Origin of the sequence: Povalibacter sp., assembly GCF_036735925.1 — a bacterium.
Classification (GTDB): domain Bacteria; phylum Pseudomonadota; class Gammaproteobacteria; order Steroidobacterales; family Steroidobacteraceae; genus Steroidobacter.
Genome location: NZ_DAINNK010000021.1, coordinates 20,853 through 40,880 on the forward strand (window position 1 = coordinate 20,853; position 20,028 = coordinate 40,880).

The following is a 20,028-nucleotide window of genomic DNA, read 5'->3' on the forward strand; positions in this document are numbered from 1 at the left end:
AGCTCATCGTCTGCCGGCGCGCACGCGAGAGTTCACTTCAGCTTGGAGAGTTTTTCCGTCTCGGCTTTGAGCGCCTCCAGCGCGGCTTCGCGTTGCTTCGCGAGGACTGTGTCCTTACCGCCAGGGCGCTGCAGGATTCTCTCGTCGATATACGCCAGCTCCTGTTGGTGCGCGGAGATGTTTCTATCGATGCTGAGCCGCACCAGACGTTTCTCACCGCGGTCTAGCTCCGTCTGTTGAGCCTCGATCCGCTCATCGGCCTTGTCCTTGAGCACCTTGAGTTCGGTTATTCGCCTGCGGGCCTGCTGCAAGGCCTCTTCCGCCGCCCTCTTCTCCTGCTCCGGTACTTGCGCGCCCGCCGCCACTCGCTCCAGACGCGTGATCTCGGCCTGCTGCGTCTCGATGTCGCCATTAATTCGGCTCAGGGACTGCCTGCTGACGTTCAGCTTCTCCGCGAGCGAGATCTGCGCGCCGCGCACGAGTTGCAAGGATTCGGTCGTGTTCGCCACATACTGGCGATCCGAGCGGATCAAGTCATACGAATAGCTGGATTCGGAGAACTCTCCCTGATCCCAGCGCTGGCACTGCTCGCAGTAGCAATCTCTCGCACCGAGGAGCATGGGCCTGACGAAGCGGCGCGCGGTGCGGTCCGCCTGCCACTGCTCGGATTGGTCGGAGGGGATCTTCAGCACGCCGAGCAACACGCAATCGCCGCCACAATCGCAGCCGCATTTGCCGTTGTTGTGGTCCTCGTAGCACGCGCAGACCGGCAGCGGTATCTGCTGTTGCTGCTGCGTACCGACGGGTGCGGAGGCCGGCGGCGCGGTCGTGGTCGTGGTCGTGGCCGTTTGCTCTTGTCCACAGCAAGATGTTTCGACCGTCGTCGTCACCGTAACGCCGCCACAGCAATCATTGGGATCTGGATCCGGATTCCGGGTGTCCTGCGATGGGCACGCGCAGGCGCATTTCGGACGGGACTCCCAGACACGAATGGCGTAGGCATCGCGGCTGCGCCTATTGACGGTCGTGAGGCTGTCTTCCTCCGAGCACGCGGTGCTGCCTGGCTTGGATTCGCAGGTGCTGTAGCAAACCTCCACCCACAACTCCGGCTTCATCGTGTCGCACTTCGGGTCATAGAGCAGCGTCACGTCCTTGGGCACGTGGATGAGATTGCCTGAGCAATCGAGAGCCACGCCCGCGCTGACAATGATCTGCACCTGGCGGCGCTCGCAGATGTATTTGCCCGAGATCTCCAGGCCGCAGATCACGCCGCAGCCGAACAGTGAGCGCATGGCTAGCTGCAGAGCATTGCGTGTGTAGTCGACGGCCGTGGTCAGATCGGTGTCTTCGAGCAGCAGTCCGGGCGCGTACAGCGGACGCACCAGAGTTGCGACTCCATCCTTGTGAGCGAGCAGTTTCTTGGTGTTCATTGCTGCAGACCTCGATCGCCGGAGTCGGTCTCGCCGGTGATGTCGACGTGAAAGATGGAAAGAAATGAGCCGCCCGGCGTGCCGTTGCCCAGGTGCTTGGGCGGCGTGTCATCGACCGGCTGGCCGTCAGGCGGTCTTGGCTTGCGCAGCGCGTAGCCTCGCGCGTTGGCATCGATGGGCTGGTTCCGGCAATCGAGGATGTAGTCACCGTACACCTCGATCTCGACCACGGCTTCCTGGTTGACCTGAGGGTCGAACGCGCTGGCCTCGCCAGTGACTTCCTTGTAGAGCTTCCGATGCAGGCACAACGTGACCGCGCGTGTGGTGTTGGCTGGATCGCCACTTGTCGGCGGATCGCATTCGGATTTGATTACGGGCACGACACGCTGATCGAACCACCCTGTGTCGGTATGCCGCAGCGTCACCCGGAAGGCGAAACAGTCCGGCGTCACTGTCTCGGCGAGTACCGGACAGCTGAAGCGGATGCGGAAGAGAGTGCGCGCGAACGTCAGCTTGCCCTCGGTCACTACTCCGGGGCCAAGGAAATACTTGAGCTCGTCGAGGCTCATCCTCTCGCCGCGATGGAACACCGCCCAGCTGATGTGATCGATGTGGGTCAGGTCGCAGCCGCGGATCAGGTCGTAGAGCAGGTCGTTGTTCTTCACCAGCCGCCGCGGAGCGCAGGCGTCCTTCACTTCACCGAGCCCGACGGGATTGCAGGGATCCTGGCTCTGCACGACGGTGACGCACGCGAGCGGCACGGGATCGCAAAGATCGATCTGGTACTGGCGCCAGCGGCATGGCAGGCGCGAGCTACAGCTCACTTCAGCTTCCTCGACCCACTCACACAGGCGGGCATGGGGCCCGCGACCAGCGCCGCAGCAGTCATCGCCACAGGAGCATTTGTGTTGGCAGGGCCCTTCGGCGCAAGGACAGCAATCATCGTCTGGCAACGGCATCAGCGAGAAGACCACGGTCTCGCAGATGAAATTCTTCTCTGGCGTGTCGCAACCGCACTCGGGATCCAGCGCGGCATCACCGAGTGCGCGTTCAGCGTAGTGCGCGCGCAGTAGATAGACTCCGGGCGCGGCTTGGCGCAGAGGCCGCGTCTCGCCAGGCTTCGCCGGATCGACGACGAAAGTGTTGCGCTCGTCGACTTTCACTGCCTCGCAGAGCAGCAGCTCGCGACCGTGCCGATCGAAGGCCAGCCCCGGGCCCACGTGTCCATCGCCGGGCTGCGGCATGCTGAATCCGCCCACGACGCCCCAGCCATGCACGCTGCGATTGATGATTCGGCGTCGCTGCAGGAAGTAGTTCTGCTCGACCCGGAATTCAGTGGCACCCAGGGTTTTTCGGCGGAAGTAGCGATTGCGCATTCCAGAGGGGCATTCCTCGCCCTGACATTGGTTAGCGTGTTGCGTTTCCCGTTTGTTCATTTCGATCCCCTTGAATCCGGATCTATTGCAAGACGATGTCCGTGTCGCCGCCGAGCCGCGCGTAACCCAGGCGCTGATCCGCGCCGAGTCGCGCCGGTGCCGGGTCATCGAGCACCAGCGCCCACTCATCGGCGGCGCTGACCGCGCCCGTATGCCAACGAAGCACCGTATCGACTCCCGCCGGGAGGTATTGGCGTAGCAAGTTCCCGAGCAACGGCTGCAGCTTCGCGCGCACCTCGCGAGATGCGGTGATGTCGATCCGCACGGTGGGCACGATCGTGCGCAAGGGATCCAGTGCTGTCGGCCGGGTTTCCTGCGTGGGCAGCTTCGCCACGCCGAGCACCGCCTTCTCGCCCAGTGTCGAGGTGCCCCGCCTCTGTCCGGACAGCAATGACGGTAGTCGTGCTCCACGACAGCCACCGCCACCCAGTCGAGTCACTTCATGGTCCACTGTGAGGTCGGCGATGAGGATCCGCGCGTTGGTGCCGAGCACTGCGCGCAGCAACTCTCGAAGCCCTGCGCGCGTGCCTCGATTCCGCAAGATGACCGGGGCACTGCTGAGCAGGCGCCGTCGTGCCGTCTCGTCGAGGCTTTCGTCCCAGGGTATGCCGAGGCAGTACGCGAGGTAGTCGAGCATCTTCGACGTTGCGAATTGCGGATCGAGACTGCGGCCGATGCCAGCGATGCGCGCTTCCACACGTTGAGTCGTCGATTCGAGCACGCCCAGCAGCCGGCGCATGAAGCCGCCCGGATCTTCGCTACGGTTGCGGTAGATAGCCGGGATGTGTTCGGCGATCGAACGCTCCGGGTATCGAACCACGAGCGAGTGCACCACTGGAGCGCTGGCTGACGGCGGAGCGATCACGCGTATGGCGAGCACCAGCCAGCGCGCGTCGGTCTCGAAAATAGGAATGGCTACCGGCAGATCGGGCGTCTGCGCGCCGCTGAACACGTATCGGCGCACCGCTGTCGGATCGAACTGATTCCAGGTTTCGAGTCGGCGATCGTCCGCCGAGCGGGCGCCGTCGGCGAGCACATCACGTACGCGGCGAAGCAGGTCCGGATCATCTATGCCGGCGAACTCAACCTCGATGCTGCCCTCCGCCGGTAGTTCGAGCAGCAGCTCGGCTCGCAGCCATCCGCGACCTTCCGCGGTGACCGGCGACTCCAGCACCGACGTCATGAAGATGCTTTCCGATTCGCGAGCCGCGCCCTCTCCAGCGCCGGACTCCAACAGACGCAAGCCGGTTGCTGTGGCCAACCAGATGCGTTCGCGATGAACGGCGATATCACAGACCGCATCGCCCGCGCCCTGCGGCCGCAGCAACACATCACCGTCGCCATCGAATGCGCAGACCTGATCGGACTTTCCGTCCGCGCCACCGGCCAGGGCAATGCGCTGACGGCCATCGCTGGCCAATCGAGTCGCGGCCCAGCAGCAATCAAATCCCGTGAGCGCGACCCTGCGAAACAACTTGCAGGTGTTCGCGTCGAAGAGCTCGAGCAACCTGCCCTCTTCTCTCAGTACCACCAGCGTGGCGCCATGACGAGTGACCGCGATCTGGCTGGCCGCGCGCGAAGTCGCAGGCAAGCAGCAGTGACGTACCCAGCAGCCACGCACATCGAGATTGGCCACGAGATGACGCGGCGGTTGACCAGCGCGCGCAGTGATCCGCAGCAGCGTCCACACTCCACAGCGCATGTCGCTGGCGATGTCGAGCAGTTCGACCTTTGCGAGATCGTCCTCCAGCGCCTGCGCGGCAGCGTGTGCCAGGTCGACCTCCAGGTCGACCGTCAAGTTGCTGCGACTGAGGCGCACGAGGGACGCCTCGGGTGACGCGAATGTCCAGAAATGGTTGCGATCCACAACCCAGCGACGCCCTGCGCGCAGCGCGCCGATCAGCTCGATCGAATCACGCTCGCGCGCAGACTCGCCGAAGGCTCGCCGCATACACACACGTTCGCTCTGAGTCGCATCCGCCGATTCGAAGACACGCCAGAACACCGCGTCATCCGGCGCGGTCGCGACGGCACTTGTGGGAGTGGGATCCCAGATGCTGGCGATGAGATGAAAGGTCGGCGCGGACCGCAGGGTGTCGCCAACTGCATCGAAGCGGTATCGCAAGCCGCGGCGCCAATGCTCCGCTGTCGCGAATCGGTACTCGCGCGGTGGCGCAGTGCTCATCTGGCCTCCGGATCGTCGGAGCGCAACACTCTGATGTCGCCGGGCGACAGTCGAAGCAACGGTAGAGCGGCCCCTTGGATGTCCACGCCTTCGTTCACGGGCTGTCCGTTGGCAAACAGGTCGAGTTCGAGCACGCGAGCGATGCCGGCGAACTTTCGTAGCCACGCGGACACTCTGACTTTGGTCAGCGCGGTTCCGAGCTGCCACGCGGTGATGCCTGAAGCTGGTAGCAAGGCGAAGCGCTGTCCGGCGATGTACTTGCTAATCTGCGTTGCGAGTTCCGCGACGTCGAGTCGCGGCGACGCCACCAAGCGGGCACGCAGGCCGATCTCGACGTACCGCGGCCTGACCATCACCAGACGCTGACCGGCGGGCAGGCGCGGAGCCAGTCGCGAATGAATCTCCTGGAGCCACGCGTCCGGCTCGTATGCAGCTGGCGCGACGTCGTCGCGATGATCGGAAAGCACCAGCAATCGGCGCTCTCCCGCGACTCGCCGGCTACCGGCGGGCGCAAGTAGCTCGTGGGCACGGCTCACACGCAGATCTTTACAAGCCAATGCCGCTGCTTCGAGATCGGCTGATGACACGATGGGTCGCGACTGCTTGAGCGTTTCACGCGCTGCGATCTGTAGATCACGATCGAGCTGCGCATCCATGCCGCCGGACATCGTTGCGATGTTGGTGCCGTACACGCCGAGGATGCCGCTCACCGTCCACAACATGCTGGCGGCCAGATTTCCCTTGAGTCCCTGCGACACGTCGTAGGTGGCCTGCACCGGTGCGCCATTCTCCAGCGCGCGGCCATTGAAGCCATTGCCAAAGCGCAGCGTCGCGTGGTCCACGTCGACATGGAAGTGACGATCCTCCGGGCCGGATCTCTCGAAGTCTTCGACTTTCTCCCACTCATGCCACGCGCCGCCATCAAGCGCGCGCACCGCGACGCGGTGTGCCTCGTCAAACTGCAAGCCGGGCACGGGCAGCTTCAGCTCCTGATCAGGTACCCCGTGGCCAAGGCCGACATCGAGCCATTCGAGGTGCTCGCTTTGAAGCAAGGGAATAACATTCGGCGAGATACGCGTGACCCGCGGAGTTACCAGCCACCGGCCGCTAGGGCAGTCGATCTCAAGCGCAAACCTGTCGTCGACAGCCATGGCTCGCGGATCGATGTCGAGCAGCAACACGCCAGTGCGCGTGAACATGTCAGTGTGATCGGCGGCGATAGTCAGATCGTGCGAGCCCTGGGCATCGATAAGGCGCGCACGCAGCCGTGAAGCTCGCGGCGCCGACGCTGAACTCTGCGCATCCGGGACTTCGAAGCCGATGGCGAGCTGGGCGCGGCTCGACGTTGGCGCCGTTGAGCCGTTCGAGCCGCCCGAGAATTCCAGGCGCAGACGCGCAGTCCGTCCTGGCGCGACACCGAACGGCCTGAATTCCGCGGCACCATGCTCGTTCACGCGCGTCAGGTCCGTCTCCGTCCCCTCTTCGGCGCGCGCCAGCAAGCGTGAGAGTTTGCAGGTCGTCAGGTACAGCGATGCGGATGGGTGGAATATCGGTGCGTCGCTGCGCGTGACGGAACAGACGTTGCGCGCATCGACGACGGTCCCGCGCGCCCAAGAGACGGGCCGCGCGGGATCGAAGGTGAGTGCGCGATCGGGCCAGAGATGTCCCTGCGCGGCGATCGGGCCGCTCGACTGGATACCCATGAGTCGTGCATACGCGCGACGCTCGTCACGGCGATCACGGCCCAGTGAATAGATCTGTGCGTCCGCGATCCACGCCACCAACTCGGTGAGCATGATGCCGGGGTCATGAACATTGTGATCGGTCCAGCGCGGCGCCAGCGACGGGATCTGCGAGCGCGCGATCTGCGCCAGTTCGTCGAACTGCAGATTGTCCAGCTTGAGGCGCAGGTCTCTCATGCGACCGCCTCCGGCGACAGATCGATCTCGATCCGCAGATCGTCATCCGCAAGCCGAACCAGATGTGTGGCGCTGACGCGAGCCGCCTCGATGTTGATACTCGTAAGCGCGGCAATGTTCTTCACGTCTTCGATGCATGCAGCGATGTCGGTCTGATTCGGCAAGACGCCGAGTCGCCACCCTTGGCGATCGAAGCCGCCGTCGCGTGGATTCAACAGCGCAACGATGCATTGCTCGCAATCGGTGCGAACCTGATCGGCGTCCGCAAGATCGTCGACGTTGAGCCGCACCTTGATCTTGATGGGCAGAACGTCCGGCCTCCGCACCCGGATTGCGCCCGCGACCGCGAGATCAGGCGACGCACGCCCGGCGAGCTTCCTCGCCAGGCCACGCCGCAGGTCGGCGGATGGCAGCGGATCGGACCCGCTCATCACCAGGAGCAACTCGACGCCGCCCGCCGCGCGACGTGCGGACGCTTGGGCCGCGTCCACCGAGAATTCGAGCGCCGCGCGCTCGATGTCCGCGAGCGTAAGCAGGCGCTCGCGACGGCTCAGTCGATCCGGTGCGAGGCGTAGCGTGCGTTCGGCGTCATCGGGTTTCGATCCACCGATGGCGTCGCCAGCGAAAGCCGCGCGTTCGACGCCTTGCAGGGGTGTGATGAGACTGGCCGCGGTGCGCCGGGTCACCTGGTTCGCGACCTCGCCACCGCCCCGCTGATAACTTTCGGCGACGATGCAGTCGCGCCCCACCGGCGGAATCATGCCGTGCACGCCGTCGCCGAAGGTGATGTCACCAGTGTCGTCCTCGAAGGCGAATACGCGCTCGCCCGGACCGCTGCTCAGAAGGTCCGTACGCTCTTTCCAGAGTACCCACGGGCCTTCACGCTCGGCGAGTCTGGTGACGACGCTGCTCGCGTCGTGTTTGAGCAGCTCCTCGATCTCTTCGTCCGATAGCCGCTCCCGAACTCGCACGACCAGGCTGCCTTGCACCACGGGCGTGCGCGCAAGCGTCACGCGCAGGCCAGGCCGGCCATCCGAGGAGCCCAGCATTTCATTGCGTTGAGTCTCATGCGCCTCGGCAATCGCCGCGTTCGCATACACACCGCGAATCACCGGGAGCCACTTTTCCGGGTCGAATCCCTCTCTGGGCAACAAGCGCACCCAGTGTTGCGACCGGCCGAACATGCCCACTTTGAGCGGCGGCGCCTCGAACTGCAGCTTGACGATACCGGTCTCGCTGAGCCCTCTGGTGGCGTCCTGGCAATCGATGAGCTCGAAGCCATTCGCGCGGCGCATCTCTGCGCGCAACGGATAGGCGTCGAAGTGCGAGCCTTCTTCGAGCACGAACAACAGACTCATGGACTGCGCGCCAGGTGGCGCGTCGAAACCCACGTAGACGGCGCGTCGATCGCCAGTCACGGACAGCGGCACGAAGGCCCGGATCTTCGTGTCCGGCTCGGCATTGGCGGCACTGTGATTCACGAAGTCGCCGCCGTCTTCCGTCAGCACGTTGTCGGGGATAACCGGGCAGCACAAGCGGTAGGTCACCGTCGCCTGGTTCACCAATGGAGCGCGGATGTTCTCGGTGCTGCGTGTGACGGTCTGCACCTTGCCGGTGCTGTCCGTCTCCAGCTTCACGGATTCACGGCCGTAGTCGCCGCCCAGCAGACGCGCGCGGACCCAGAAATTCTTGCGGCCGGCCACCTCTGTCTCGGCGATGTTCTCCGGAACGCAGAATTCAACGTCGCCGCTCGTGACGAAACTGTCGGTGCTATCCGTCAAGCCGGGAATGCGCCACCAACTGCTGCCATCCCAGAACTCCCAGGAGAGCAGTGGGTTGTTGCCGCGAGGCGGCTGCCCGTCCTTGATGTGCACGTTGAGAGCGTCCGCGCTCATCTTCGCCGGCCCATCGGGCGCGTCGCTCCAGGCTTCGCGCAATACCACCCAGCGCTTTGTCGCGTCGGCGTGGGGGGCGCCGACCAGGAATTTTTGCCGCACTGGTTCCAGGTCGGGAAACGTGAAAGTGGCGTTGGCGCCGCCGAACTTTGCGTCCACCTCGAGTGCCGGCCGCAACGTCGCGGTCAGGTCAGCGACCTTGTCGACGGGGACGTACTGCACTGTGCTCGCGGCGGCCGGGAACGACACACCGAGGACCATCCGGTCGCCACTGCGAGCGAGCACGCGCAGCAGGCGATCATGGGCCACGCCGGCATCGACCCAGTTGATGAACACCATCATGCCGACGTCGGTGATCGTGTCCGTCGACGCGATCCGCAGCCGGTCCTGGCTATCGATCGTGCCGGTGAACAAGGTCGGATTCTGGTCTCGATAGAGCGCGACGGCCGCGCGGTCGTTCGTGGTGACACCTGCGTCATCGAGGATGAGAGCGAATCCGCGGTTCTCCTCCAGCACGACTTCCCTTTCGACGACCGCGACCTGCTTCTCCTCGGGTTCGGCGGGCGTGGTGTCCAGACGATACTTTTCCGTGCTGACCAGATTGGCGGAACTCTCCAGCAGCGCGGCGGAGAACACTGTCGCGTTGGGATCGTCAGCGTGCGCCGAGGCATCGAAGGTCATCACACGCAAGACGCCGCGTGAGCCCGGAAACATCAGGCGCGCTCCGGCGCGGGCGGGACCCTGTGTCAGGTCGCCGGGCCCGGGCGGCAGACCGATCGGTACGACACGCGAACTCACCGTGCTGTTCGGGTCCCACTGCGCGGGACTGGCGACACCCGCGTTCACGAGCGTGAACGCGGTGACTACGGCGGTGCCGCGAGCGAATACCTCGATCGCAGTCCCCCGCAGCTGAATGTCCTCCGACTGCTTGATCGGAACCACGCCGGCCGGATCCAACTGCACGAGCATGTGCAGGGCCGGCGTGTCCTGGGTCTTGACGGCGAAGATCACGCGGCGCGAGGCGGAGCCAGGCAGTTGGAAAAACGATGGATAGATTTGCGTGTCGGCGCGGTAGCCAGCCGGCGTGATGTCAGTCCATGTGCTGACACCATCCCGCAGGTACAGGCGGCCGTCCGCACCCACGCCCAACAAGCCGTCCTGGTCGTGAGGCGTTCCGGCGGCCGCATCCATGTTGACCAGCGGCACAACACTCGCCAGCTCGATGCGCACGGTAGAGATCGCGACCGACTGCGGCTGCCACTCTGCGCCCGCGACCGACTCTCTTCGGAGAAGTTTTCCCTGTACCAGCGCGTACACGTACAGCGCGGTATCAGCGCCATTGCGGGTCAGCAAGGTCTGGTCGCGGTTGCCATTGGTGGGCGTCTGATCGACTGGCCTCCCCAGTGGCTCCCACGAGCCTTCCGGAAACTTGTCGTCTTGGGACTTCCACAACCACACCTCTTTTCCCGCGAACACGCTTGCATGCGTGGTGTCGCCTTGATGGCACACACCGGGGCGCGCGCCAGCACGCAGTTTCAAGAAGTGTCCGGCGCCATCCGGTGGCTGTGGCGGACTGTGGAACTTCACCGTGGAGTCATTGTTGATCTCGACGACTTCGACGACGCGCAGAGCACTGTCCATGCCGACTGCGAACAGCGCGTGTCGGATTGGATTGCCAGCACCGGCCTTGGTGTTCGTGGCGGCGGCGGGCGGACTGCTCCAGGCGTCGCCGAAGGTGAAATGCGCGGTCACTCGCGCTCGCGGCTTGGAGAAGGCGTCCCTGCTTCCGAGGTAGAAGGCGTCGAACAACCGAGGCTCACGACCCAATGGGTAGAACTCGGTGTTCAGTACCAGCGGTGCAGCGTTGGCCACGCCTTCGATTTCGACCGGCGGTGACGGTTCATCGGGATCGCAGTTGATGAATACCTTGAGCGGCACGAGCGATCGCGGCTCGCGCTCGTTCGGCAGCGACTTGCACAAGCCGCGCAGCCAGCGGCTCTTGATCTTGTTGATCTCGGTCTCTTCGATCTTGCCCCGGGGCTTGAGCAGCACTTTCGTTTGCCGCTGCGTCAGCTTCCAGTCCATGTTGATCCAGCCGGGCTTGTCGGAGTCGTTGACCTTGCCCCAGAACGACCACTGGTAGCCGGCGAGCTCTTCCCAGCCCAGCAGCGACAGCACCGCTTTGGCTTCGATGTCCAGCGTTTTCTTGGCGCCGATGTAGACCGCATGTTGTTGGGCGTCGCGGGCCGTGCCGCCAAAAGGCGCGAAAGCCTTCACGCGCTTCATTCTCGTGTTGGCCGGAAGCGAGCGACCGCCCTGCTTCAATCCACCCGTGTTTTCATCGTGCTCCTCGCCGACCGCCGGATCGATTTCGCACAGCCCGTCCGCCACGGCGAGCACTGTGAACTGGCGTGGCGATGGTTCTTCGCTTTCGAGTACCAGGCCCGGTGTGAGTCCGCTTGGCGGGTCGAGCTGCAACTTGCGGCTGCTCGCGGGCGCATCGACCACTACGCCCCAGCTGTCCAGCTGTCCCTGCGGGAGATCGAGACTCAGCAATCCGGGAGGCGCGGAGAAATACGCGTCAACCGAAGGATCCGTCGCGAGCAGGGACGTGACCACTGACGGCGTGACCGTCATGGGCTCGACGGTTTCGAACACCACCGGCTCTTCCAGCCCCGCTGCCTGGACCTGCACACCGCGCTCGGCGCGCACCGCATCCGCGCCGGCTGTCATCTCGAACACCACAGGAACGCGCGCTGCGCGCCCCGCTTCACCACGGATGCCCAACCAATGCAGCAAGCCGCGGAAGTTCTTCTCCGGAATCCGATTCAGACGTTGCGCCACCTCGCCCGCGAGGCGTGCGGTGATGCCGAAGACCGCGCCAGCAAGATCGATATCGCGATCGCGCGGTTGCCACTCAGGCAGCCACACGCGCGCGCGCTCGCGCAGTTCGCGCTCGAAGTGCGCGCGTCGCGCCGTTTCGTAGTCCGGCGGATCGATCACGTGTTGCCTCCATCACGGACACCCAGTCCGCCTTCGCGGAAGTAGAAGGGATAGACCAAGTTGTCGCGCTGATTGGTCTGGCGGACACGGTACTCGATCTGCACCACCAGGTGGCCGCGCAGGAAGTTGCTGGTGTCCACCGATACTTCGAGCAGCTCGATGCGCGCTTCATAGCGCAGGACCGCCTCGCGCACGCTCGCCTCTATGCGCGTGACCAGCGCCGTGTCGAGCACGTCGTAAACCAGTTCGTGGATGCCGCAGCCGAAGGCCGGACGCATCACGCGTTCGCCGCGCGCGGTGCTCAGGATGATGCGCAACGATTGGCGGATGTCCTCCTCGTACACTGACATGGCGATGTCGCCGGTAAGCGGATCCACCATGACCGGATAGGACCAGCCACGGCCCATCCAGGTCTTCTGCTTGTCGGCATCCTGCAGTTCGCGCGTGATTCCCATGATGTCCTCAGCCGATGAGCACGGTGGTCGCGCCCTGAGCGATACTGTTGGGTCCGCCGGGTTCGGTGATGGAATCGCCCATGCGAGCCGCCGGTGCACCGCCGATGAGCACTGTGCTGCTGCCCATAGCGACCACGCCGCCGACATGCGGCTGCACGCCATTGACCAGCGGGCACACGTGCACGTCGATACCGACGCGCCAGGCGGGCATTTTCTCGATCAGCACGTTGAGCGCGCCTGGCCCGGCAAACAGCGGAGTGCCGTGACTGGTCTGATCGCCGACGCGTGCTGCTGGAGATCCCATGGCCGCCTCAGTTGATGTTGACGATGCCGCCCTGGAGATTGGTGGTAGCGCTACCCTTGAGATCGAGCGTGCCGCTCGCCTCGATCTTCACCTGCGGCGCCTTGATGGACAGCGACCTCGATGCCTCCAACGACATAGATCCCTGCGAGCTCTGGATCGACAGCTTGTTGCCATTGCCGTCGTCGAGAACGATGCCGTCGTCGTCGAGCGTGAGCTTCTTGCCGTCGTTGAGCTCCAGCGTGACCACGCCACGCGAGCCGTCGTCGAAGAACAGCCGGTGTCCCTTGCGGGTGTGGATCACGCGGTGATCGTTGTTGCCGTCGCTGTTCGTCTCCGGTGATGGGTCGGCGCCGTTCCACAGGCAACCGACCACGAACGGATGCTCGAGACTGCCCTTCTCGAATCCGACCAGCACCTCGTCGCCGACTTCCGGCACGAAGTACATGCCCATCTTCTTGCCTGCCATGGGCACGGCGATGCGCGCGGCGTAGCTGTCGCGCGGCTGACTGTGCCAGGGAAAGCTCACGCGCACGCTCACCTGCCCGCTGTCGTCCTTGTTCTGGCGCACGATGGCCACGGCCAGTCCCTTCACGAACCCGCCAGCTTCGATCTCGGCTTCGACGGGTAACGCGGCAACGGCGCTCATGCAGCGGTCTCCTTGACCTTCACGCGCGTGCGATAGCCGTTGCCATCGACCTTGTGCACGGTCTGCTGGATGTAATAGGTGCGCGAGAACTTCTCACCCAGGTTGCCGAAGGTCACGTTGTGATCCGGCAGCAGCGTCGGCAGGCCGAGGCATTCGGCGTCGCCGGTCAGATATTTCTTGGCGTGATCGTTGAGGACGGCCTCGGCGCGGCGCTTGGCCTCGGCGGCGCTGAACACGGGCTGGCGCAATTCGAGAATCGCGGGCTTGCCGATGGCGCTGCGCACGAGCTCGCCGCCGCTCTTGCCCGCGCCGGTGCGGCCGGATTCTTCGCCCGCTATCGCTTTGCCGACATACGCTTCCTTGCGATCCTTGTTCCAGCCGTAGACGTGCACTTCGGAAACCTGGGCGGCGAGATTCGCTTCCGGCTTGAAACTCAGCAGTCCCTGGCCGTAGTTCAACTGCACCACTCCGGTCCCGCGGTCGCGCGGCTTGCCGAAGCGCAGGCGCTTCTTCGGGTCGACGTAGAACTCGAAGTGATTGCGCGTGGCGAGCTTCTTCAGGAACTCGAGGTCGCTCTCCTGGTTCTGCTCGATCTGCGGCCGCTCCTCGGTGGTGCTCTGGATGTCGGTTTCCAGGTTGTGCTCGCGTGCCAGCGCGGCCACCACGTCGCTGTCGGTACGCTTCGACCAGCTCTGCGAACGCTTGCCCAGCATCATCGGAAACGCGTGGTCGTAGCCCGAGACCGACAGTTCCGGTGTCCCGGTTTCGTTGAAGCCGGTGGAGATCTCCGTGATCATGCCGGTGAGCAGCACCGGGAGACGCTCATGATCGCGATATCCAAGGGCGATCTCCACCGACGCACCGAAGGTCAGCACGTCGAGGATGGGATCGCCGAAGCCGTTGAGGAACGCCTGCTTCTTGTGGCTGTAGCAATTCACCACGGTAAAGCTGAAGCGGCCCGCCGCGCTCAACGCGAGATCGACTTCCACCTGGCTCACGCCGATGGCGCGCTGGCGCACGAGGTCCTGGTCGCCCACGCGGATCGCGAAGGCCGGCACGAAGAACTGCGCGTAGCTGTCAGCGACCGCTGCCAGATCCATCGGCTTTCTCCAGCGAGGGAACGATGAGCCACTGGCCCGGACGAATCTCGCGCGGATCGTCGAGATCGTTGTGCTCGGCGATCTCGCGCCACAGCTTCGGATCGTCGTACTCGCGTGCGGCCAGCAGCCACAGGCTGTCGCAGCCGGTGATGACGCGTCGCTTGCTCTTGTCCGCCGACTGCAGCGGCGGATCGCGCACCAGTTCGGGCAGCGTCTTGTATTCCTTGTAGCTGGCCGTGAGCGTCGCGCGCGCCGGTGTTCCGTCGGGATGGAACATGGTGATCTTGCGCGACATCTTCTCGATGATCGCCTTGAAGTACAGCTTGCCCCACACGAACGCCACCGGCGGCGGCGCGTGCAGATCGCTGTCGATCTCCAGCAGGCCCACCAGCTGATCCAGGCGCTGGTGCACAGTGGGCAGTCCGCGCTCGGGCTTGTCGGTACGATCGTCGAGGAACAGTTCCATGGCGAGCGTATCCGCTTCGCCGTTGATGAACTGCAGCAGCGGGCCCGACAGCCCCGGAATGGAGGTGCCCTTATAGGTGTTGGCGCGCTCGATGCTGTACTCGGTCGGATTGAACAGCACTTCGATGCGCTGTCCGGACTGGTTGCCCGCCAGTACTTCGATGGTTGCTCGTTCCAGACCCATGTGCCGCTCCTAGATCCCGCGCCGCTCGCGCTCGACACGCGCGCGTTTGTCGATGCGGCGGATGATGTCGTCGGCCAGACCGTCGAGCATGCGGCCATCAAATCGCGGCATCGCCGGCGTCGAAGCGGATTGACGGGTGGCGGTGGAGGTCGCTGACGACGCCATGTTTCCGGGTCGAGGCGTGAATTCGCCGCGTGCCAGCTCCATGAGATCCATTCCACGCTCCTGCGTCGGTGCGCCGGTGGTGGCCTTCCGATAAGTGAGTGCTACCGGCCGGATCGGCGGACTGTATCGTTGGGTTCCCGCCTGCTTCTCGATAGCAGCATCGGCGCGATTGCGAACGCTGATGGCGGTGCGGTGACGGAGCGCGACCGTACGCGCTGCCCTCTCCGCCTCCGCCGCTAACTCTTGCTCTCGAGCTGCAAGACGCATGCGAGCCAGAATGTGTGGCGCGCGAGTTTGAACCAGAACCTGCTCGCGGCTGGATGTCGATGACGCTGCGCGAGCCCTGCGCGGACTCGCTGGTATGAGCGCTTCCGAGTATCGCCGGTTGCGGATCGGAGCCGCACGCCATTGCGTCGCAAGCTCAGTGGCGCGCGGAGTTTCATCGAAAGCCCGTGCGGGCGGCGGCGTGACGGTCGAGCGAGCGGGCATCAGCCAGCTGCGGGCTTGGCGCCAGTGCCGCTGCGCGCGTCCTGTGGATGAGACATCACGCAGTTCGCCGACGCGCGTGACAGAAGCGCCGAGCACGGAGCTGCTAAACAACGTCAGATGCAGGTGTTGACTGAAGTGCAAATGCCGTTCAGCGCGCGACTCGATAGATGTGCGCGCATCGATGTAGCGGTTCTTCCGAGGCGCCATTGTCGGCGCCTTCGATGGACGCCTCAGACGCAGCGCTACGCCACGAAGTCCGCTGTACTCGCGCACAAGGTGCGCGATGCGAGCGCATGTCGTGCGGAACGAGCGCGGCGATCGATGTTGGATCACGAGCTTCATGAGCGTCTGAACCCGTGATGGGCGAACTCGACGCTCTGCACGACCATTTGCGATGACACCGCGTCCAGGTCCGTGCCCGACCATTTCACCGGGAAGGCGCGCTCGAACAGCCACCGCCAGACCGGCTGGTCGGTCTCGTCGTGCAATATCACCGCGATCGGACGGCGCTTGAACTGAGAGCCGCTGATCACCTGCTCGTGCCACGACCAGAGATAGTCGTCCGCCAGTCCGCGCTCCAGCACGAGATTGCCGAAGGTGGTGATATTGGCGAATTTGTGCTCGTGATCGTTCACGCCGCCCTCGCGGTAGGAATCGACCTTGGTTTCGCGCGCCATGCCCTTCACACGCGCGAAGCCGCCGTGTTCGATGCCGTCGAACTCGACGCGGAACCGGAAAGCGCGATAAGGGTCGACGCGAGCCATGGTTCACAGGTCCCGGAATGGATCGGCCGGCGTGCCATCAAGCTTCTCGTTGATCGACGAGATCTCCCGGCACCAGCGTCGGCGTTCGGCGTGTTCGAGCTGAAGCAGCTCATCGCGCGTCCAGTGGAAGTGGTACGCGATGAACGCCAACTCCTCGTACAGCTCCTTGCGCGGATAGGTCCTCACGATTCGGCCACCCGCCGCATGCGCGGTACCGCCTGCGCCACCGAGGCTTCGACGTCGTCCGCGGAGTTGATGCGCTCGTAGAGCCGTTGCAGGAAATCGAGGTCGGTGGCGAACAAGCCCTCGATGGTGCCGGTGTCCAGCTCGGTCATGCTGCCGAGGCGCGTGACTACGCGCGCCAGCACAGCAATTGAAAGATAGGCCGGGTTCTGCTGCACGCGAGGGTCACGCAGCGGCAGGATTTCGTCGGCCGCCGTGGCCAGGCGCATGACGCCGTTCCGGTGCAGCACGCCCTGCGCGTCCACGTAGCCACGTGGTAGCGTGAAGTCGACGCGCGTCTGGAACGGCAGCTCTGGATGGTGGCTCATTGGGCACGCTCGATGCCTTCGTTGCACAGCTCGAGCAACTCGATGAACACCTCGTTGCCTTTGCCGGACAGGTCACTCGGGTCGTACTTGATGGGCCAGGCCTCGCTGACGACGAAGCGCGCCTTCATTTCGCCAGCTTCATCGAGCACGGCGATCGCCACCTGCTTCCGGTTCTTCGCCACCAGCCCGGCGACGATGGCCTTGTGCCAGTCCCACAGCGCGGTGGAGTTGGTCACGCCCTTCTTCAGCGTGATGTTGCCGTACTTGGTCAGGCCCGAGAGCTTGCGCACGTGCGCGGGCTCGTTGCCCTCCCGGTAGTCGACGGCGTCGGTGGTGCTCTCACCGATCATCACCTCGCTGAAGCCGCCGATATCCGTGCCGTCGAACACCAGGCGGAAGCGATAATTTCGAATCGGGTCGATGCGGTCGGCCATGGTGTTCTCCTCAACGCTGCGCTTCGGCGGTCTGTTGGAAGATGCGGAAGATCACGAACTCCGCGGGACGCACAGGCGCGATGCCGATCTCGCAGATCAGCCGTCCGTTCAGGATGTCGTCCTGCGACATCGTGGTCTTGTCGCAGGTGATGAAGAACGCCTCGTCCTCGGTGCGGCCGAACAGCGCTCCCTGGCGCCACTGGCTGCGCAGGAACAGGCGGATGGTGTCCTTCACGCGGGCCCACAACGCATAGTCATTGGGCTCGAACACCACCCACTGCGTGCCCTCGTAGATCGAGCGTTCCAGGAAGATGAACAGGCGCCGCACGGACACGTACTTCCACAGCGCATTCGAGGTAAGCGTGCGCGCGCCCCAGATGCGGATGCCGCGGCCGGGGAACTTGCGGATCGCGTTCACGCCGCGCGGATTGAGCGTGTCCTGCTGTTTGTCATTGATGTCGTATTCGAGATCCAGCACGCCGCGCGCGATCTCGTTTGCCGGAGCCTTGAACACGCCGCGATCGGTGTCGGTGCGCGCGTAGACGCCGAGCGCGTAGCCTCCAGGCGGCACTTTGACCCGAGCACCGGTCTGCGGATCGGAGACGTACAGCCATGGGTAATAGATGGCCGCGTAGCTGCTATCGATACTCCACTGGCTGGAGTCGCGAGGATTCACGCTTCCTGGATCGGACTGGTTGGGCAGCGAGTCCATGACCGCGAAGCGAAAGCGGCTGAGCTCGCAATGATCCTTGACGAGCGTGTTCACTTCCTTCGGGCCAGCCACCGCCGGATGCGGCGCATACACCAGCGCGATGTCGCGGAACTCGTCGAGCGTCAGCGCCGCGATCCCTTGATCTGCCGTTCGCAGCGACGCAGGCAGACCGGTGTAGTCCGCCGACGTGATCGCGCTGCCGTCGGAGCCGTTCTGCAGGAAGTCGAAGGCGCTATTGTTCGGCTTCGCCGGCGGCACCGCGGTGCCGCCATTCAGAAAGACCAGCGCGGAGTTCGGGTTCTGCTCGGTGCCCAGGCGCTTGGTGTAGTAGTCGGGTGAAGCTGGATCGCCGCTGAGGTCGTCGAAGTCCTCGAGCAGCGCCGGTCGCGGCAGAATCATGCGATTGTCGACATTGAACGGGTCGTACGGGGTGAAGTTATTGGGTACGTTCGCCCAGTACGCCACCTTCAGCCGGAAGCCGACCGGCGCGCCGCTGGAGTCCTTGGTCGAGCTGTCCTCGATGGCGGCGTAGATGCGATTGCCCCAGGCGCCCGCGCCGATCGCGCGCAGGAAGAAGTTGTTGCCGAAGTCCCGCGACGCCGTCTGCGCGTCCGGCGGGACGATGCGGCACACGTACAGGCTCTTGCCGCCGTTCTCGAAGAAGCCATTGGAGGCGTACGGCATGTACGCGTCCGCGCGAAACACGCCGCCAAACAGCCGACGGTAATCGTTGTAGCTGGTGACGAGGCGCGGACGAATCGGCCCGCGCTCGGTTTCGCCGAGGAACGCGGCGGTGCTGGTGGGCACGCCTTCGATAGGTCGCGGGCCACGCTCGATCTCTTCGACGTAGACCCCGGGGTGAAGATATTCGGGCATGGCTCAGGCTCCTTTAGTCTGGTTGGCGTCGGTATCGGCGCAGTCGGTGTCCTGCGGCTGCTTGGCTTCGTCTTCCTTCTCGCAGCAGCCCTTGCCGGAGCTGTCCTTCAGGCATTTCTCGATGGCGCTCTGCAGGTTGGCCCACAGGCTGTCGCGATTCGCCTTGACCGCCTTCAGATCGTCGGTGTTCTCGATGAAGCAACGTTGCGCCGCGCCCAGAGCCTCCTTCGCCTTCAGGTAGTCGTCGTAGGCGCAGTCGATGCGGGCCGCGTATTTCTTCGGATCGATGAGCCATGGATCCGCCAACGGCCAATCGGCGGGTGGCTGGGGCGGCTCGGGTGGCGTCGGAACCGCGCATCCGGAACTCGCCTTTGGCGGGGGCTCGTACTTGTCGCAATCGCGGCTGCTGTCGAGCTTCTCCGGAGGACACAGGTTGTCGGGATGCTCGGTGGGCGGAATTTCGAAGCACTTGGTCTCGGGGCGGATGCGCGCATGCGCCACCAGCAGCTTGAACCAGAACCGGTAGATCGCCGCATGGCGATCCTCGGTGGCGGCCAGCTTGCTGATCTCGTCGATCAGCTTGCCGTTGGCGTTGAGCTGGTCGGAGATCGCCTTGACTGCGCCGGTCCACGCCGCGGCGGCTTCCTTGGCCAGATCGTGCCGCGCCTTCGCTCGATCACGGGCCGCCTCGAAGCGCCCCTTGATCTCCTCGCGGCAAGCGATGCGCAGGTCTTCCTTGCGCACCTTGCTGAGCTCCGCGCAAACGCAGCTCTTGATGTATTCCTCCCACCGCGGGTACGAACACTTGAGGCCGCGCCAGATCGCGAGCACCAGCTCGTTCTGCTCGCACCACTTCTTCTTGAGCTCCTCGTACCTGGCCGTGTACTCCTTGTCGGCGTCCAGTTTCTTCTTGTTGACCTGCTCAAGCTCCGTGCGCAGCTCCGGCAACTTCTGCGCCTCATAGTTGACGATCCTGTTCACGACGTCGTCGAGCTGCGACTCGATCGTGGGGCAT

The 20,028-nt window shown here is 64.3% G+C and carries 17 protein-coding genes; all 17 read right to left on the reverse strand.

The genetic code is table 11. The annotated features are described in order from the left end of the window. Positions 1-32: 32 nt before the first annotated feature. Entirely contained in the window at positions 33-1,430 is a 1,398-nt protein-coding gene (locus V7D81_RS08770) for a hypothetical protein (RefSeq protein ID WP_324315803.1), read from the reverse strand. Further along, on the reverse strand, positions 1,427-2,866 hold the full coding sequence (locus tag V7D81_RS08775; RefSeq protein ID WP_324315805.1) for a hypothetical protein: 1,440 nt from the start codon (positions 2,864-2,866) through the stop codon (positions 1,427-1,429). The genes V7D81_RS08770 and V7D81_RS08775 overlap by 4 nt, the downstream gene beginning before the upstream one ends. Positions 2,867-2,888: 22 nt before the next feature. Further along, on the reverse strand, positions 2,889-4,991 hold the full coding sequence (locus tag V7D81_RS08780; RefSeq protein WP_324315806.1) for a phage tail protein: 2,103 nt from the start codon (positions 4,989-4,991) through the stop codon (positions 2,889-2,891). A 56-nt stretch (positions 4,992-5,047) separates the two neighbouring features. Next, entirely contained in the window at positions 5,048-6,847 is a 1,800-nt protein-coding gene (locus tag V7D81_RS08785) for a putative baseplate assembly protein (RefSeq protein ID WP_324315807.1), read from the reverse strand. A gap of 119 nt (positions 6,848-6,966) precedes the next feature. Next, positions 6,967-11,868: a hypothetical protein gene (locus tag V7D81_RS08790; RefSeq protein WP_324315808.1), complete on the reverse strand. Its 4,902-nt coding sequence runs from the start codon at positions 11,866-11,868 to the stop codon at positions 6,967-6,969. Continuing rightward, complete coding sequence (locus V7D81_RS08795; RefSeq protein WP_324315809.1) at positions 11,865-12,323, reverse strand: GPW/gp25 family protein; 459 nt, start codon at positions 12,321-12,323, stop codon at positions 11,865-11,867. Before V7D81_RS08795 ends, V7D81_RS08790 begins: the two co-directional genes overlap by 4 nt. Positions 12,324-12,330: 7 nt before the next feature. Next, a complete protein-coding gene (locus V7D81_RS08800) occupies positions 12,331-12,627 on the reverse strand; it encodes a PAAR domain-containing protein (RefSeq protein WP_324315810.1) in 297 nt (98 codons plus the stop codon). A gap of 7 nt (positions 12,628-12,634) precedes the next feature. Beyond that, complete coding sequence (locus V7D81_RS08805) at positions 12,635-13,273, reverse strand: phage baseplate assembly protein V (protein WP_324315811.1); 639 nt, start codon at positions 13,271-13,273, stop codon at positions 12,635-12,637. Continuing rightward, positions 13,270-14,373, reverse strand: a complete 1,104-nt coding sequence (locus V7D81_RS08810; protein WP_324315812.1) for a phage late control D family protein — start codon at positions 14,371-14,373, stop codon at positions 13,270-13,272. The genes V7D81_RS08805 and V7D81_RS08810 overlap by 4 nt, the downstream gene beginning before the upstream one ends. After that, positions 14,351-15,022, reverse strand: coding sequence for a CIS tube protein (locus V7D81_RS08815; protein ID WP_324315813.1), 672 nt, complete (start codon positions 15,020-15,022; stop codon positions 14,351-14,353). Before V7D81_RS08815 ends, V7D81_RS08810 begins: the two co-directional genes overlap by 23 nt. 9 nt (positions 15,023-15,031) lie before the next feature. Beyond that, complete coding sequence (locus V7D81_RS08820) at positions 15,032-16,018, reverse strand: hypothetical protein (protein ID WP_324315815.1); 987 nt, start codon at positions 16,016-16,018, stop codon at positions 15,032-15,034. Next, complete coding sequence (locus tag V7D81_RS08825) at positions 16,015-16,440, reverse strand: phage tail protein (protein ID WP_324315817.1); 426 nt, start codon at positions 16,438-16,440, stop codon at positions 16,015-16,017. The genes V7D81_RS08820 and V7D81_RS08825 overlap by 4 nt, the downstream gene beginning before the upstream one ends. A gap of 3 nt (positions 16,441-16,443) precedes the next feature. Continuing rightward, positions 16,444-16,626 carry a DUF6760 family protein gene (locus tag V7D81_RS08830; protein ID WP_324315819.1) on the reverse strand — a complete coding sequence of 61 codons (183 nt, stop codon included), beginning with the start codon at positions 16,624-16,626 and terminating at the stop codon, positions 16,444-16,446. After that, entirely contained in the window at positions 16,623-16,991 is a 369-nt protein-coding gene (locus V7D81_RS08835) for a hypothetical protein (protein WP_324315821.1), read from the reverse strand. Before V7D81_RS08835 ends, V7D81_RS08830 begins: the two co-directional genes overlap by 4 nt. Further along, positions 16,988-17,425: a phage tail protein gene (locus tag V7D81_RS08840; protein WP_324315823.1), complete on the reverse strand. Its 438-nt coding sequence runs from the start codon at positions 17,423-17,425 to the stop codon at positions 16,988-16,990. The genes V7D81_RS08835 and V7D81_RS08840 overlap by 4 nt, the downstream gene beginning before the upstream one ends. A gap of 10 nt (positions 17,426-17,435) precedes the next feature. Further along, a complete protein-coding gene (locus V7D81_RS08845; RefSeq protein WP_324315825.1) occupies positions 17,436-19,013 on the reverse strand; it encodes a phage tail sheath family protein in 1,578 nt (525 codons plus the stop codon). A gap of 3 nt (positions 19,014-19,016) precedes the next feature. Further along, the gene (locus V7D81_RS08850) at positions 19,017-19,961 is read right to left on the reverse strand and encodes a hypothetical protein (RefSeq protein WP_324315827.1); all 945 of its coding nucleotides are present in this window, start codon (positions 19,959-19,961) and stop codon (positions 19,017-19,019) included. Positions 19,962-20,028: the final 67 nt, after the last annotated feature.